Genomic DNA, 14572 nt, shown 5'->3' with positions numbered 1-14572 from the left:
CGGCAGCCGCCGGGGCGAAGCGACGCGGCCCTAGTGTTGCGCAACTCTCCCCTGCAGTGCGGTGAAGTCCCCGTCAACGAGGGGTGCGTAGCCCGCGTAGGCGGCCAGCACGGCATCCTGCACCTGGGCCATATCCAGTTCAGGTGCCAGGTCCCGGGCGGCTCCGGCGGTGCGCGGGTCCCAGCCCAGCCCGAGCTCGGCATAGCAGTCGGTCAACACCCGGCGGAGCGGGAGGGCGTTCTCCACCACCAGCACCGAGGAAAACAGCCAGCCGCCGGCAATCACCCGTTGGGCGGTGCCCACCAGTTTGATCTGCTCCCCGCCCGGGGCCCCGCCGGAGACGGTGAATTCCCCGGGGCAGTACTCCCCCGGGATTTCGCCTACACCGGCGGTCAGCCCGACCTTGCGGAACGCGCCGGCCAGCAGCTCGCCGAAGTCCGCGAACCGGCGCCTCGAGCCGGCGATGGCATCTGCGTCCGGCTCCACATGGTCCAGGACCAGACAGCCGTCGTGGTAGGCGGCGGCCCGGCCGCCGGCCTTGCGGACCAGGGGCTCGAATCCTTGCCGCCGGCAGGCCGCCTGCGCCGCGGCGAAGCCGGGCAGCTTCGCGTCGCGCTGCCCCAGGGCCACCGTGGGGCGGGGACGGTAAATGCGCAGGGCCGGGCCGAGCCCACCGCTGCGGACGGCGTCGAGCATGGCGAGCGCGAAGTCGAGGTCGGCGGCGGCACCCAGGGATTCCTCCTGCCGGAACACTTCCAGGGCGGCGCGCACCGCCTACGCTCCGCCGAGCGGCCGGACGGTCAGGATCTGCTCGCTGCGTCCAAACGGTCCCTGCAGGTCATGCAGGACCGTCGACGTCAGGCCAATGCCGTCGGCGCCGAACGTCACCTGGGTGTCCAGACCCAGCCATTCCCCCCGGGGTTCGCGGTGCAGGTGCAGCTGCAGGTCCACGTTCGGGAACATGTAGCTGTCCCCGCCCGGAGGCACACGGGTGGAAATACCGTTGGCGGTGTCTGCCATGCCCACGAGGCGGACCAGGTCCGACGTCGGCGTACCCTCCACCATTTCGTGCGGGGTGCGCAGCCACGCCCTGCCGCGGCCCGGGCGCAGACCCGGCAGCGCCCGCTTCTCCAGGGATTCAATAAACGCCCCGGGCCACTCGGTCATGCCCTCATGCGTGCCCGCCTCCGCCGGGCCGGGCATGGCTTCGTCCTCCACGGCAGCCACCTCGGCCGTCGAGCCGCGGGCCAGACGCCAGGCGGTGGCGCGGACGGCAGTGCGGCCCTCAACCACCATCTCGGCCTGCACCAGTTCAATGGTCCGCCCGGGACGCAGGACGGAGGTTTTCACCTCGAAGGCGGTGCGCGGGATCAACCCGAAAATGTCGTAGCTGATCCGGGCCATGCGCAGCTCGGGGCGTGGACGGAACTGCTCCAGGCAGTGGGCCAGCAGGCCGGAAATGGGAGCCATGTGCTGCTCCTGCGGATTCCAGGCGCCCTGGGTATGGATGGTTGCCTCATAGGCGTCGTTGCCCAGCGAGCGGTAATACGATTCAGCCACGTGCTTGCTTCTCCCTGCCGTTCCGGAATTGGCTTTCAGGCTACCCCAGCGCCGCCCGCCGGCTGGCTCCGCAACGTAACGGGGAGCACACTGGCCCGATGGACTATACGCATCTTGGCCGCTCCGGCCTGTCCGTGTCCCGCCTGTGCCTGGGCACCATGAACTTCGGACCCAAAACCGACGAGGCGGACGCCCACGCCATCATGGACTCCGCCCGGGAATCCGGCATCAATTTCTTCGACACCGCCAACGTGTACGGCTGGGGTGAGCGTAAGGGCTGGACCGAGCAGATCATCGGACGCTGGTTCGCCAAAGGCGGCGGGCGGCGCGAGGACACCGTCCTGGCCACCAAGCTCTACGGCTCCATGAGCGAGCGCCCCAACGACACCTACCTCTCCGCACTGAACATCCGCCGCGCCCTCGACGCCAGCCTGAAGCGGCTGCAGACGGATTACATCGATCTGTACCAGTTCCACCATGTTGACCGGAATACGCCGTGGGAGGAGATCTGGCAGGCCATGGAGGTGGCGGTGGCACAGGGCAAGATCATCTACAACGGCAGCAGCAACTTCGCCGGCTGGCACATTGCCCGGGCGCAGGAGAACGCCAACCGGCGGAACTTCGCAGGGCTGGTGAGCGAGCAGAGCATCTACAACCTGATCAACCGGTCCGTGGAGCTGGAGGTCCTTCCCGCGGCGCAGCAGTACGGGCTCGGAATCCTGCCGTGGTCACCGCTGCAGGGCGGCCTCCTCGGCGGGATCCTGGCGAAGGAGGCCGACGGCGGCGGGCGGCGTGCCGAGGGCAGGGTGCGGGACCTGCTCGAGAAACACGGGGAGCAGATCCGGCAGTACGAGGACCTGGCCGCCGAGCTGGACATCCTGCCCGGCGTCCTGGCACTGGCCTGGCTGCTGCACCAGCCCGCGGTGACGGCGCCCTTGGTCGGCCCGCGCACCCAGGAGCAGCTGGACGAGGCGCTGCTGGCCCTGGACGTTCCCCTGGATTCACGGACGCTGGCGCGGCTGGACGGGATCTTTCCCGGGCACTCACCGGCCCCGGAGGACTATGCCTGGTGATCCACCGGGGTTCACCAGGGGTCAGGCGCTCGCAGGCTCGATCAGTTCCGGCCCGTTGTTGCGAACCGAGTTGACCTCGCGGGACACCACCCGCGGGGTGAGCGTGGGCTCGGGCACGGCGTCCAGCAGTTGGGCGACGTCCGCTCCGTCGGTCAGCTTCGGGTCCAGCCAGTCCGTGTAGAGGTCCGGCGGGATGATCAGCGGGGTGCGGTCGTGGATGTGGCCCAGGGCGTCGGTGGCTTTCGTGGTGATGATGGTGACGCTCAGCAGCCATTTGTGTTCGTGGTCCTCCGGCAGCGCCGGGTCCGGCCAGAACTCGTACAGGCCGGCGAACGCCAGCGGGTCCTGTTTCCCGGAGTAGAGGTAGGTGGGGATTTTGCCGTCCGCGGACTTTTCCCACTCGTAGTAGCCGTCCGCCGGCACCAGGGCACGGCGCTTTACGGCCGCCTTGCGGAACGCCGGTTTCTCCAGGATGGTTTCCCGCCGGGCGTTGATCATCCGGGAGCCGATTTTGGGGTCCTTGGCCCAGACCGGCACCAGCCCCCATTTCGCCGTCGCCAGCCGCCGCACCGGTGCTTCGTTGGAGAACCGCTCGGTGACGATCCGGACGTCGTCCGTGGGAGCGACGTTCCAGGACGGCAGCACATCCGGTCCCACCGTTTGCTCGACGGCGAACGCTGAGACCAGATCCGACGTCGCCCTTGCCATTACGTACCGTCCGCACATGGCACCTATTGTGCACCATGGACCGGCCGCCGGCAGGAGCAGGGCAGGGACCCGGACCGGCTACCCGCATTCGAACATATATTCTATTTGTATGAACCAGGACGCCGCCGAGCGGCTGGCGGCCCGCTATGCGCGGCGGGCCGAGCCGATCAGCCTTACCCCGGAAGAGCTGGACTTCGAGCACAATCCGGTCACCACGTCCGTGCCCGGCGTGCCCGTCTGGGCCTGGATCCGGTTCCCCGGCGCTGCCGAGCGGGTGAAGGGCGAAGCCTGCAGCTGGTCCTCCCGGGCGGTGCAGGTGCTCTGGGAGGACGCCGGGCGGCGCCGGGCCACCTGGGTCTGGGCCTCGGCCGTCACCCGCCGGACCAACAACTCGCGCAAGGAAACCCTGGGCGACCGCACTGCCCGGGATGCCGGGTGAAGTCAGCTACCCCGGAAGGCTGCGGACATATTCCAGCGCCTCGCGGGTGAGTGCCACGATCTTGGGTCCGGTGCGCAGGCCCGGGCTGCGGAACATGGTGCCGCCGGTCAGCGGACCGTCGTCCTGCAGCTCGTTGGCGATGGCGTGGAGGAGATCCGGTGCTTCCCGCGACGGCCGCATCCATCCTCCCTGGGTTGTCCGGCCGGTCAGAGCTGACTGAAGTCCGCCGTCGCCGGATCGGCACCGATCCGGCGTCCGCCCTCCAACGTGTCCAGGAGGTCCAGCTCCTCCTGCGTCAGTTCGAGCCCGACAGCGGCCAGGTTTTCCCGCATCCGAGCCGAGTCGGACGATTTGGGAATGACGATCCTTCCCGAACCCAGATGCCAGGCCAGCACCACCTGAGCTGCCGTGGCTGCGTACTTCTCTGCGAGCGCGGCCACCTCCGCCCCGGCCAGTTCCCGGCCCTGCCCCAGCGGACTGTAGGCCTCGACGGCGATGCCGCGGGAAACGGTGTCGGCCGCGAGCACCGCCTGCTGATACCCGGGATGCAGCTCTATCTGGTTCACGGCCGGCAGGACCTGGCTCTGCTCATACAGGGCATCCAGGTGGTCCGCGAGGAAGTTGGAGACCCCGATGGCGCGCATATAGCCGTCCCGGTACAGGGCCTCGAGTTCCTTCCAGGCCTGCACGAACGTCCCCTGCGAGGGCACCGGCCAGTGGATCAGGTAGAGGTCGACGACGTCGAGGTTCAGCGCTCGCCGGCTGTCCAGGAACGCTGCCCTCGCCCTCCCCTGGTCTCCGTTGCGCAGCTTGGTGGTCACGAAGATCTCGGACCGCGGAATGCCGGACGCTGCGATGGCCGCTCCCACTCCGGCCTCGTTGCCGTACGCGGCAGCAGTGTCGATATGCCGGTATCCGGCAGCCAGGGCGTCCTCCACCACTTCCTGCGTCCGGTCCGCCGGAACCTGGAAGACGCCGAACCCCAATTGCGGAATCCGTACGGAGTTGCCGAGCGTCAGTTCCGGGACAACGGTGCGGGGACTCTCTGTCATGGCGGTGCCTTCCTGCCGTGCGTTCATCTAGGCTTGGTGCAGTTCGGAGCCTAAGCACCTCCACCTAAGCCCGGCTCCTGCCCCCAGTCAAGGAAACCCGTAAGGAAACCCGCAATGACGCATCCAGCGGCTCTTGATCTGCTTTTCATCGGCGGCACCGGCGTGATCAGTGCCGCTGCCGTCGCGCACGCTTCCAGTCTCGGACATCGGGTGACCGTATTGAACCGGGGTGTGTCTGCGCTGCGTCCGGTGCCGGCCGGCGTCGAAGTCCTGGCCGCGGATGTCCGGGATACAGGTGCCGTGCGGGACGCCCTGGGCAGCCGGACGTTCGACGCCGTGGCGGACTTCCTGTCCTTCACCGCCGAACATGTGGCAGCGGCGGTGGAGCTGTACCGCGGCCGGACCGGGCAGTATGTGTTCATCAGCTCGGCCTCGGCGTACCAGAAGCCGCCCGCGCGGCTGCCGGTGCGGGAGTCGACGCCGCTGCGCAACCCGTTCTGGCAGTATTCCCGGGACAAGATCGCCGGGGAGGACATCCTGGTGCAGGCCTACCGGAGCGAGGGCTTCCCGGGGACGGTGGTGCGCCCGTCGCATACCTATGACGCCACGATGGTCCCGCTGTCCGGGCACTGGACGGACATCCACCGGATGCGCTCCGGGCTGCCGGTGGTGGTGCACGGTGACGGCACGTCCTTGTGGACGCTGACGCACAGCCGGGATTTCGCGAAGGCCTTTGTGGGCCTTCTGGGCCGGCCCGCCGCCGTCGGTGAAAGCTACACCATCACGTCCGATGAGTTCCTGCCCTGGGATGCCGTCTACCGTTCCCTGGCGGCGGCCGCCGGTGTCCCCGACCCGCTCTTGGTACACGTGGCCTCTGAGACCATTGCAGCGCTGGATCCGGGGCGGGGCCCGGGCCTGCTGGGTGACAAGAGCCATTCGGTCATCTTCGACAACAGCAAGATCAAATCCCTGGTGCCGGATTACCGTGCAGTGATTCCGTTTTCCGAGGGTGCCCGCGAAATCATCCAGTGGCATGATGCCCATCCCCGGGAACAGGTTCTGGACGCCGGATGGATGGAAGTCAGCGACCGCCTCGCGGGCTGGGCACGGGCGGGCGCCTAGGGGCAGTTCCCTCCGGGGGCCCGGTTCCCTCCGGGTGGCGGGTCCGGAGCGTCCGTTTTCCGGCGGCTGTTAGAGTGCAGGCAGCAGGTATATCCGGATGGTTGCGGCGCTCGCCGCCGGAGTTGAAGCGCAGTCTCGACACCCGGTCCGGGATGGCTTCGAAAAAACGTTGGAGGAAACCATGTCAGGTAACGGTCCCGGTCAGGGAAACAACCACGGAAACCGGTGGTCCGACGAGTGGGACGAGCAATACGCCTCCCCCAAGAAACCTGAACCGACCCCGCCGCCGGCGGCCCAGGCTCAGCAGCCGCAGCAGCAGGCACCTCACTATCCCTCACCCGGCTACCCGAACCAGCCCGGCCAGGGGTATCCCGGCCAGGGCTACCGAACCAGGCCCAGGGGTATCCCGTCCAGGGTTACCCTGCCGCCGGCCACCAGCAGGCCCAGGGCTACGGCCATGCCCAGTTCGGCCATGCACCGCAGGGTACGGGTTACCGGCCGCAGAAATCCCGCGTCGCCGCCGGGCTGCTCGGAATTTTCCTCGGCGGCTTCGGCGTCCACCGCTTCTACCTGGGCAACAACAGCGTGGGCATCGCGCAGCTTGTCCTGACCTGTTTCACGGGCATGGGAGCCGTCTGGGGCTTCGTCGAAGGCCTGATGATTCTCTGCAACGCCAAGGCCTTCCGCACCGACGCGCACGGGATCCCGCTCAAGTAACGAACAGCAGTCCGGTGCTAGGCTAGGGTTCGAAAGTATGTTCTAGAAATCTCCCCGTTCTAGAAATATCCCCAGGAGGCCTCGGCATGGCGGTGTTCTCAGCGGACCGGTCGCGCCGCCCCGCACCGCCGACGGAGTCCGACGCAGCCACCGCAGCGGGCTTTCCCAGTCCGGCCCGGGACTACTTCGACGGACGGATCGACCTCAACCGGCACCTGATCCGGGACCCCACCTCCACCTACGTGGTGCGGGTGGAGGGCGATTCCATGGCGGGCACCGGTATCTGCAACGGGGATGAACTGATTGTGGACCGTTCACTCACACCGCGCGACGGCGCCGTCGTCGTCGCCGTGGTGGACGGAGAGCTCACGGTCCGGCGGCTGCTGCTGGGCGGGCAGCGGATCGTGCTGCGGGCCGAAAGCCCCGGGTATCCGGACATCCTCGTGGCGGAGCCGTCGGAACTGTCCGTCTGGGGTGTTGTGACCCGCTGCCTGCACCATGTCTGAGCAGTCCGTGTCGCCGAACGCCGCCCAGCGGATCGCCCTGGTGGACGTCAACAGCTTCTACGTTTCCTGCGAGCGCGCCTTCGACCCGAAACTGGCCGGGGTGCCGGTGGTGGTGCTGTCCAATAACGACGGCTGCGTGGTGGCGCGCTCGGACGAGGCGAAGGCGCTGGGCATCAAGACCGGCACGCCGTGGTTCAAGCTCGCCGAATCCGCGCCGCGCGTGGGCCTGATCCAGCGTTCGAGCAACTATGAGCTCTACGGAGACCTCAGTTCCCGCGTGATGGAACTGCTGGGGCGCTACGCGCTGTGGCAGGAGGTGTACTCGATCGATGAGTCCTTCCTCGGACTCGCCGGCACACCGCGCGATCTGGAGGCACAGGGCGCAACCATCCGCACCGCCGTCGCCCGCCACACCGGCCTGCCTGTCTGCGTGGGCATCGGTACCACCAAGACCCTGGCCAAGTTCGCCAATCGGATCGCCAAGCAGAACCGGCACCTGCAGGGTGTCTGCAACCTCGAGACCATGGACCCGGCAGCTGTGGAAGCCATCATGTCCCGGGTGCCGGTCACCGGACTCTGGGGCGTGGGGTCCCGGCTGGGCGCGAAGCTGGATGCCATGGGGATCTCCACCGTCGCGGACCTGCGCGCCGCCGACCCTGCACTGATCCGCCGGAAATTCTCGGTCATCCTGCAGCGCACCGTGCTGGAGCTCAACGGCACCGCCTGCATTCCGCAGGAGGACGAGCGGGCGGACCGCAAGCAGCTGATCTTCTCCCGAAGCTTCTCGACCCCGGTCACTACCGGTGCCGAAATGCGCCAGGTCATGAGTATCTACGCCCAGCAGGCGGCCGCCCGGCTGGAGCGCGAAGGACAGCAGGCCAGCATCCTCACCGCTTATGCCGGCACGTCGCACTTCAGCGAGCGGGCGGCGTCGTTCCCCTCTGCCACGGTGCGTCTGCCCAGCCCGACGTCAGATCCCGTGGTCCTCAGCCGGGCCGCCGTCGGTGCCCTCGAGTCCCAGGTGGTCGAGGGGGTGCCCTACACCAAGGCCGGGGTGATGCTCAGCGGGCTGGAATCGGCCGGCGCGCAGCCCCTGTTCGAGGAGTTCGTCTCCGCACAGGAACGGCGGAACCTGGGCGAACTGCTGGGGAAAGTCACGGACAAATACGGGGCGGCGAGCATCGGCCTCGGTTTGGCGGGGATGTCGACGGCGACGCCGGAGTGGACCATGTCGCGTAAGTATTCCTCACCCCGGTACACCACCGAGTGGAGCGAACTGCCGGTAGTGAAGGCGGTTTAGCCACACCCGATCAGTAGTCCGGGGCGGCCGGAAGACCGAGAAACTCCTCCAGCGTCAGTCCGGCGTCGTGGACTCCGCCGGCGACTTCCGGCCCCACGTACCGCAGGTGCCAGGGCTCGTAGGCATACCCGGTGATGTGTTCCGCCCCCGCCGGATAGCGGATGAGGAAGCCGTACCGGTGGGCATTCGCCGCAGTCCAGGCGCCGGCCGCCGTTCCTTCGAAACAGGTTTCCAGCGCACACAGGCCATCCGGATTGCCGATGTCCACGGCCAGCCCGGTTTCATGCTCGCTGTAGCCGGGCCGGGCAGAGAGCGAATCTGCTCCCTCCTGCCCGTACCTCTCGGTGTTGGAGGTGTGCAGCCGGGACTGCTCTTCGCTCGACCGGTAGCCGCTGACGGGAGAAATGGGGATGCCCTCCGCCGCGGCAGCACTAACCATGCCGGTATAGGCCGCAGCCGCTTCGGCCCGCAGCAGCAGCCCGCCCGCGTCGACCAGGTCCGGCGGCACATAGCCCGCCGCGAGGGGACGGTGCTTGTTGACCACGAGCGTGACGCTGTCCGGCGCCTGGGCCCCGGGGGCAGCCGCCGCGTCGGCCGGCTCATTGGGAAGGCGCAGAAACACGGCAAGGGAGACGACCAGGCACAAACACAGCAGGGCGGCCATGGACGCGCATGTCCGCAGGTACAGGTACCGCATTGTTCCCCTACCCATCCCTCGTCCGGCATGGTGCCCTCGTCATTTCGCGCCATCCTCGCACGTGCGGGGCAACGCGGGCGGCACCGGCACGCCCGTGCCGGCAACGGACGTCCTTGGAGGAGCGGTTAGCGTGGAGGCATGAGCTATACGTACGACGTCGAGATCCTGCACCTGCTGGTATCACCGGCGCACGCCTACTTCGGGCGCGCCAAGGACGGGCCGGCCGACGTCGTCACCACCGATGCGGACGAAGCTCAGGTAGTAGCCGGCAAGGGGATTGTCGGGGACCGGTTCTTCGGCAAGGCCGCCCACATGGATGCGGCCGTGACCCTGTTCGCTGTGGAGTCGTTGGAGGCCATCGCCGCGGAGCTTGGTGCCGATCCTTTCGACCCGCTGCTGGCGCGCCGGAACGTGGTGCTCCGCGGCGCTGAACTGTCGCCGCTGCTGGGCCAGGACTTTGTTCTCGAATCTGCCGACGGCCGGGTGGAATTCCACGGCGGCCGGCAGGCCCACCCGTGCGCTTGGATGGATAAAGTTCTGGCTCCCGGCGCGCACAAGGCGATGCGGGGCCGGGGCGGACTGCGCTGCCGGCCGCTGAGCAGCGGGACGCTTCACCGCGGACCGGCCCTGCTTATCAGCCCCGTACCGTTGGACCCGGCCCTCGCTGCCGTCCCCTCGCTGCTGAGGCCCGGCCGGCTCCCGTAAGCCACGCGGTCCATGGGTAGTTCTCCCCATGGGCTGTTCCGCTTTCTCCCATCCCAGCCACAAGGGAGAGGTCAACGCCCGGACGGAGTAGGACGGCCCCCGGGCGAAGAAACAGGTAATCACCCAGTGACAGCACAGGCCCGATGACTTAGCATTCCGGCAGCCCGGTATCCGGGCCCAGTCTCATTCATCGGGGGTTCTTTATGTCCGTTTTCTGGCCGGGAGTCATTATTGGCTCACTCATTATTGCCGGGTGTTTCCTCGGGTATTCCCGGCGTGACTGGCTCGCCAGGACCACGAACTCCGTGTTGGAGTCGTCTTACGGCAGGCGGGCCGCCGGAACTTTCACCGGGAACCGCGATACAGCCAAAGCAAACCTGATCATTCCCTTGTTCGGGGGAATGGCCTTGGGCGCGGTGATGGTCATTCTGTCCGTCATCGGCGTCATAGGAAACGACCAGGCTCCCGAGGGTCCGCCGTTGAATCCGGCGGTCATTGTGCTTGCACTGATCGGTTTCGGTTTCGGCATCCTGGCTATTATTCATTTGCTCACCCGAAGGGGCAGGAAACCGTCCCGCCTGCTTACGGCCGGATCATCAACGGTCGGCATGCTCTTCATCGTCGCAGCCGGGGCGGTGTTCTACTTTTCTACGAACTGACTGCCACAGAGAGCACATTCATTAATCGGCTTGGGAGAGCTCCTGACCGGCGGAGACTTACCGCGGTGCAGCCGCGGCGAAACGGGCCGCCAGCGTTCCGAAGGCGGACGCCAGCTCAGGCGGACCAACCACCTCCAGCTCGGCGTCGAACCTGCCGAAGGCCGCCGCAAGCGCTGCCCAGGACCAGGAGCCCGCTTCCAACCGGCACCGGTCGGATCCAACCGCTTCGACCGTGCCGTCACCGGCGAACGGGACGACGTCGGCCGCCGGCAGATGCAGGACCACGGCGCCGCGGCAGGGCCAGTCTTCAGCGGGACTCTTCCCCGGTTCCGTTCCCCGGAACCGTGCGGAAAGGAAATCATGCACGTTGCCGCCGGGCAGTTCCCGCTCCCGGAACCGGGGACCGGCGGGCAGCCGCGGAGTGATCCGGTCGGCCCGGAAGATCCGCCAGTCGTTTCGGTCCAAATCCCACGCCACCAGATACCAGCGTCCGCGCGATGCCACCAGATGGTGCGGTTCCGCGCGGCGCGGCGGCGAGAATCCGACGTCGCCGTCTCCCGACTGGGCACCTGCATAGTCAAAGCGCAGCACCTGACGTGTGCCGACGGCTGTGGAGAGGGCCAGCAGCACGTCCGGCTGGACAGATTCGGCCGCACGGCCCGGCAGCGCGGTGAACTGCAGTCCGTCCAAACGGTGGCGCAGCCGGGAGGGCATCACCTGCCGGACGGTGGCCAGCGCGCGGGCGGCGGCCTCCTCGATGCCTGCTCCGGTCAGGGGCGCGGAGTGCAGTGCGACGGCGAGGGCCAGCACCTGGTCGTCGTCAAAAAGCAGCGGCGGCAGCTCGGCACCGGCGTCGAGGCGGTAGCCACCGTCCGGCCCCTTCAGCGCGGAGATGCGGTAACCCATTTCCCGTAGGCGGTCGACGTCGCGGCGCACTGTCCGGGGGCTGATCTCCAGCCGGTCCGCGAGCACCTGCCCCGGCCAGTCCCGCGGGGTCTGCAGAAGTGAGAGGAGCAGCAGGAGACGCGACGTCGTGGTGGGCATACGAGAAAGATAAACGAAATAGCGGCCAGAAACTGACCTCTACTAAGAGAAGAGTGGGTGTTACCGGGAAACACCCGGGCCATTCCAGAAGGAGCAACCCATGTCTGTCACCACCACGCCCCACCTGAACTTCCGCGGCGATGCCCGGGCCGCCCTCGAGTTCTACCACTCGGTTTTCGGCGGGCAGCTTATCGTCGTCACCAACGAGGACGCCTACAGCGTCGAGCTCCCCGAGGAGGCCGGCCAGGTCAAGTTCGGGCAGGTCATCGGCGGGAACGGCTTCTCGATCATGGCCTACGACGTTCCCGCCAGCGTGTCCTACGACCAGGGGGATAAATCCTCCTTCGTCTCGGTCCGCGGCGACTCGTCCGAGGAGATCGCGGATCTCTGGGGGCGGCTTGCCGAGGGCTCCACCGTGCTGCAGGACCTGGCGCCCTCGGCCTTCTCCCCCGCATACGGAATGGTGCAGGACCGCTTCGGCGTCACGTGGGTGCTGGACGTCGCCGTCGCCTATGACCCTGCCGGTTAACCTCCATGCGCCGGTACACCGCGGGCACGGACCGTTCCTCTGTCCGTGCCCGCCGCGGCGCCGTGCCCGGGGAAACCGAGACCCGCTAGTCTCAGAGGCATACATCCGGCGGTTTTCTCCGCCGGTCACCTCTGACATGGGAGCATCATGGCCTCGGAAGTACTGGTAGTTATCGGCATGGGCGGCATGGGCCAGGCGGTTATGCGCCGGTCCGGCGCAGGACGGAAGGTCCTCGTGGCGGACTTCAATGAAGAGCTGCTGGAGAGCACAGTGGCCACCGCGCTCGGTGAGGGCTACGACGTCGTTTCCCAAAAGGTCGATGTTTCCTCCCGCGAATCCGTGGCCGCCCTGGCCGCAACGGCCCGCGAGCTGGGAGCGGTGACCGGCGTCGTCCACACCGCAGGGCTCTCCCCCGTCCAGGCACCGGTGGAGGCCATCTGGAAGGTGGACCTGTTCGGTGTGGCCGTGGTGCTGGAGGAATTCGAAAAGGTCATCGCCCCGGGCGGTGCCGGCGTCGTCATTTCCAGCATGTCCGCCTACATGGCCGGCGGCCAGATGCCCGCCGACGTGCTGGCGAGCCTGGCCACCAAGCCTGCCGATGATCTGCTGCTGATTCCGTTTGTTGCCGCTATCGACCACCCCGGACACGCCTACAGCGTGGCCAAGCGCGCCAACCAGGTCCGCGTCCAGACCGCCAGCCTGCGCTGGGGTGCCCGCGGGGCACGCGTGAACAGCATCAGCCCCGGCGTCATCTCCACGCCGATGGGCCAGCAGGAACTCTCCGGCGAATCCGGCTCGCAGATGCGCGCCATGATCGAAGCTTCCGGCACCAAGCGCCTCGGCACCGCCTTCGACATCGCCAGCACAACGGCGTTCCTGCTCAGCCAGGACGCCAGCTTCATCACCGGCGCGGACCTGCTGGTCGACGGCGGTGCGGTGGCCGCCGTCGACACCGGCCAGCGCAGCCAGGTGGCCGGCTAGGCCCACTGACGGCGCGGCGGCGGGGTGCCGGATGCACGGGAAGTTTGGCCGCCGGGAGCAGCGGATGCGCAGCCACTGATTGCCGGGGCCTCGCCGGCGTGATCGAATCTGGGCATGTTGTACGCAGACTCAGCAGACGGCACCCGGATCGCCTTCGACCAGACGGGCCACGGCCCGCCGGTGGTCATTGTCGGCGGTGCGTTTTCAACCGCCGACGCCGGCGCCCCGTTGGCCGCCGCGCTCAAAGCCGCCGGTTTCCAGGCGGTGACGGTGGACCGCCGAGCCCGCGGGAAAAGCACGGATACTTCCCCTTACTCTCCTCGGCGGGAGGTGGAGGACCTCACGGCGGTCCTCAACGCCGTCGGCGGTGACGCGGCAGTCCTCGGACATTCCTCCGGTGCCATGCTCGCCCTGCTTGCCGCGGCCGAAGGGGCACCGATCAGCCACCTGTTCCTGTCCGAGCCGCCGTTCCTCTTCGGCGAGGGGGAACCTTCGATCGACCTTCCGCAGCGGCTTCAGGCCCTCGTTGATTCAGGTAACCCGGCGGACGCCGTCACCACCTTTCAGCGGGAAGGTATCGGCCTGCCCGAAGCGTTTATTGAGCAGATCCAGGCCAGCCCCATGTTCGATTCCCTGGTTCCGCTGGCGCAGTCCGCCGTCTACGACGCGCTGCTGTCGCAGGCCGTGTCCACCCCGACGGCGGCGATGGCCCAGGTTTCGGTACCCGTCACCATCCTGCGCGGTACCACCACCTACCCGGTCATTATGGACGCCACCGAGAAGCTGGCGCGGCGGATGCCGCAGGCCGTCCTGGTAACAGTGCCCGAATCCCACGACCACTCCCCCGATCCGACCGGCACCGTGCGCGAAATCCGCCGCCGTATCCCGGTGCAATGACCGACAGCCCGGCCGCGGACACGCTCCCTTACCTGGCTCTCCTGCGCGGCATCAACGTCGGCGGGCGGAACAAGGTCCCCATGAAGGAGTTACGGGGGCATCTTGAAGGCCTCGGGTTCCAGCAGGTGTCCACCTACATTGCGAGCGGGAATGTCTTCCTGGCATCGAGTGACGACGCCGGCTCCGTCGGCCGGCAGATCGAAGCCGCACTCACGGATAACTTCGACCTCGACGACGAACTCATCAAGGTCCTCGTGCTGGGCCGGGCGCAGCTGCAGGCCGTCGTCGAACACCGGCCCCAGCACTTTGGAGAGCGGCCGGACCTCTACCACTCGGACGCGATTTTCCTCATGGACATCGATGCGGACACCGCCATGGACGCTTTTCGTCCTAGGGAAGGCATTGACGAGATCTGGCCGGGCGACGGCGTCATCTACTCGCAGCGGCTCAGCTCCGAGCTGACCAAGAGCCGGCTGAGTGCCATCGCGGCCTCGCCGCTGTACAAGTCGATGACCATCCGCAGCTGGAACACCACCCGGAAACTGTGGGAGCGGCTGCCGGGTGATGCTTAGGTGTTAGGGTC

General features: G+C 67.6%; 19 protein-coding genes. 12 read left to right on the top strand and 7 right to left on the bottom strand.

Annotation, left to right across the window (positions count from 1 at the left end):
• Nucleotides 1-30: 30 nt before the first annotated feature.
• Nucleotides 31-771 (bottom strand): lipoate--protein ligase family protein, encoded by a 741-nt coding sequence (locus LJ760_RS07200; RefSeq protein ID WP_227921183.1) that lies wholly within the window; start codon nucleotides 769-771, stop codon nucleotides 31-33.
• 3 nt (nucleotides 772-774) lie between these two features.
• Nucleotides 775-1560, bottom strand: a complete 786-nt coding sequence (locus LJ760_RS07195; protein ID WP_227921182.1) for a thioesterase family protein — start codon at nucleotides 1558-1560, stop codon at nucleotides 775-777.
• A 98-nt stretch (nucleotides 1561-1658) separates the two neighbouring features.
• Between LJ760_RS07195 and LJ760_RS07190 the strand changes: the two genes are divergently transcribed.
• Nucleotides 1659-2633: an aldo/keto reductase gene (locus tag LJ760_RS07190; RefSeq protein ID WP_227921181.1), complete on the top strand. Its 975-nt coding sequence runs from the start codon at nucleotides 1659-1661 to the stop codon at nucleotides 2631-2633.
• Between the two features lie 21 nt (nucleotides 2634-2654).
• Here the strand turns inward: LJ760_RS07190 and LJ760_RS07185 are convergent, their stop codons facing one another.
• Complete coding sequence (locus LJ760_RS07185; protein ID WP_227921180.1) at nucleotides 2655-3359, bottom strand: SOS response-associated peptidase; 705 nt, start codon at nucleotides 3357-3359, stop codon at nucleotides 2655-2657.
• Between the two features lie 91 nt (nucleotides 3360-3450).
• Between LJ760_RS07185 and LJ760_RS07180 the strand changes: the two genes are divergently transcribed.
• Nucleotides 3451-3780 (top strand): hypothetical protein, encoded by a 330-nt coding sequence (locus LJ760_RS07180; protein ID WP_227921178.1) that lies wholly within the window; start codon nucleotides 3451-3453, stop codon nucleotides 3778-3780.
• A gap of 6 nt (nucleotides 3781-3786) precedes the next feature.
• On the opposite strand, the gene LJ760_RS07175 is transcribed toward LJ760_RS07180, so the two are convergent.
• Both LJ760_RS07175 and LJ760_RS07170 read right to left on the bottom strand, forming a co-directional pair.
• On the bottom strand, nucleotides 3787-3960 hold the full coding sequence (locus LJ760_RS07175; RefSeq protein WP_227921175.1) for a hypothetical protein: 174 nt from the start codon (nucleotides 3958-3960) through the stop codon (nucleotides 3787-3789).
• A gap of 26 nt (nucleotides 3961-3986) precedes the next feature.
• Nucleotides 3987-4832 carry an aldo/keto reductase gene (locus LJ760_RS07170; RefSeq protein ID WP_227921173.1) on the bottom strand — a complete coding sequence of 282 codons (846 nt, stop codon included), beginning with the start codon at nucleotides 4830-4832 and terminating at the stop codon, nucleotides 3987-3989.
• Between the two features lie 114 nt (nucleotides 4833-4946).
• Here LJ760_RS07170 and LJ760_RS07165 point away from each other — a divergent pair, with 114 nt between their 5' ends.
• From LJ760_RS07165 to LJ760_RS07150, 4 genes are all read left to right on the top strand, one after another.
• Nucleotides 4947-5954, top strand: a complete 1008-nt coding sequence (locus LJ760_RS07165) for an NAD-dependent epimerase/dehydratase family protein (RefSeq protein ID WP_227921171.1) — start codon at nucleotides 4947-4949, stop codon at nucleotides 5952-5954.
• 525 nt (nucleotides 5955-6479) lie between these two features.
• On the top strand, nucleotides 6480-6671 hold the full coding sequence (locus LJ760_RS17570; protein WP_227922735.1) for a TM2 domain-containing protein: 192 nt from the start codon (nucleotides 6480-6482) through the stop codon (nucleotides 6669-6671).
• Nucleotides 6672-6757: 86 nt separating this feature from the next.
• Nucleotides 6758-7177: a LexA family protein gene (locus LJ760_RS07155; RefSeq protein ID WP_227921169.1), complete on the top strand. Its 420-nt coding sequence runs from the start codon at nucleotides 6758-6760 to the stop codon at nucleotides 7175-7177.
• Entirely contained in the window at nucleotides 7170-8477 is a 1308-nt protein-coding gene (locus tag LJ760_RS07150) for a Y-family DNA polymerase (RefSeq protein WP_227921166.1), read from the top strand. Before LJ760_RS07155 ends, LJ760_RS07150 begins: the two co-directional genes overlap by 8 nt.
• Nucleotides 8478-8487: 10 nt before the next feature.
• Here LJ760_RS07150 and LJ760_RS07145 read toward each other — a convergent pair whose 3' ends face one another.
• Complete coding sequence (locus LJ760_RS07145; RefSeq protein WP_227921164.1) at nucleotides 8488-9174, bottom strand: M15 family metallopeptidase; 687 nt, start codon at nucleotides 9172-9174, stop codon at nucleotides 8488-8490.
• 138 nt (nucleotides 9175-9312) lie between these two features.
• On the opposite strand from LJ760_RS07145, the gene LJ760_RS07140 reads away from it, so the two are divergent.
• Together LJ760_RS07140 and LJ760_RS07135 are read left to right on the top strand one after the other, a co-directional pair.
• On the top strand, nucleotides 9313-9879 hold the full coding sequence (locus LJ760_RS07140; protein WP_227921161.1) for an MOSC domain-containing protein: 567 nt from the start codon (nucleotides 9313-9315) through the stop codon (nucleotides 9877-9879).
• Between the two features lie 203 nt (nucleotides 9880-10082).
• Nucleotides 10083-10538: a hypothetical protein gene (locus tag LJ760_RS07135; protein WP_227921159.1), complete on the top strand. Its 456-nt coding sequence runs from the start codon at nucleotides 10083-10085 to the stop codon at nucleotides 10536-10538.
• Nucleotides 10539-10595: 57 nt separating this feature from the next.
• Here the strand turns inward: LJ760_RS07135 and LJ760_RS07130 are convergent, their stop codons facing one another.
• A complete protein-coding gene (locus LJ760_RS07130; RefSeq protein WP_227921157.1) occupies nucleotides 10596-11582 on the bottom strand; it encodes a helix-turn-helix transcriptional regulator in 987 nt (328 codons plus the stop codon).
• A 100-nt stretch (nucleotides 11583-11682) separates the two neighbouring features.
• Here LJ760_RS07130 and LJ760_RS07125 point away from each other — a divergent pair, with 100 nt between their 5' ends.
• The 4 genes from LJ760_RS07125 to LJ760_RS07110 all read left to right on the top strand — a co-directional run bounded on the left by LJ760_RS07125 (nucleotide 11683) and on the right by LJ760_RS07110 (nucleotide 14561).
• A complete protein-coding gene (locus LJ760_RS07125; protein ID WP_227921155.1) occupies nucleotides 11683-12111 on the top strand; it encodes a VOC family protein in 429 nt (142 codons plus the stop codon).
• Between the two features lie 147 nt (nucleotides 12112-12258).
• On the top strand, nucleotides 12259-13092 hold the full coding sequence (locus LJ760_RS07120; protein ID WP_227921154.1) for an SDR family oxidoreductase: 834 nt from the start codon (nucleotides 12259-12261) through the stop codon (nucleotides 13090-13092).
• A gap of 114 nt (nucleotides 13093-13206) precedes the next feature.
• A complete protein-coding gene (locus LJ760_RS07115; RefSeq protein WP_227921153.1) occupies nucleotides 13207-13989 on the top strand; it encodes an alpha/beta fold hydrolase in 783 nt (260 codons plus the stop codon).
• Nucleotides 13986-14561 carry a DUF1697 domain-containing protein gene (locus LJ760_RS07110; protein ID WP_227921152.1) on the top strand — a complete coding sequence of 192 codons (576 nt, stop codon included), beginning with the start codon at nucleotides 13986-13988 and terminating at the stop codon, nucleotides 14559-14561. Before LJ760_RS07115 ends, LJ760_RS07110 begins: the two co-directional genes overlap by 4 nt.
• Nucleotides 14562-14572 lie beyond the last annotated feature (11 nt).

The sequence above is a fragment of the Arthrobacter sp. zg-Y895 genome (assembly GCF_020731025.1).
Taxonomy (GTDB): Bacteria; Actinomycetota; Actinomycetes; order Actinomycetales; family Micrococcaceae; genus Arthrobacter_B.
This window is presented reverse-complemented; position numbering and strand designations above follow the sequence as displayed.